The sequence below is a fragment of the Paraburkholderia sp. BR10937 genome, from assembly GCF_040965695.1.
Taxonomy (GTDB): Bacteria; Pseudomonadota; Gammaproteobacteria; order Burkholderiales; family Burkholderiaceae; genus Paraburkholderia.
Genome location: NZ_JBFRCL010000175.1, coordinates 1 through 379 on the forward strand (window position 1 = coordinate 1; position 379 = coordinate 379).

Consider the following 379-nt stretch of genomic DNA (forward strand, 5'->3'; position numbering starts at 1 on the left):
ACGATGCGGGCTTCCTGAACGCCTCGCGCATCAAGGGCAGCCACGCGGCGATCAAGACCGGCATGCTGGCCGCCGATGCGGCGTTCGAAGCCGTGCAGGCCGGCCGCCAGAGCGATGAACTCGCGGCTTACCCGGAAGCGTTCAGGCAGTCGTGGCTCCACACGGAGCTGTACAGGGCGCGCAACTTCAAGCAGTGGATGAGCAAGGGCCTGTACCTGGGCACGCTGATGGTGGGCATCGAGCAGAAGCTGCTGGGCGGCAACGTGCCGTGGACGCTGCATCACCAGCATCGCGATCACGAGATGCTGAAACCCGCTTCGCAGTGCAAGCCGATCGAGTATCCGAAACCGGATGGCAAGCTCACGTTCGACCGGCTCTC

Annotated in this window: 1 protein-coding gene; it reads left to right on the plus strand. The window is 64.4% G+C overall.

Translation table 11 applies throughout. From position 1 onward, the window contains the following. A partial coding sequence (locus AB4Y44_RS42515; protein WP_368702830.1) for an NAD(P)/FAD-dependent oxidoreductase occupies positions 1–379 on the plus strand: 379 nt, incomplete at both ends.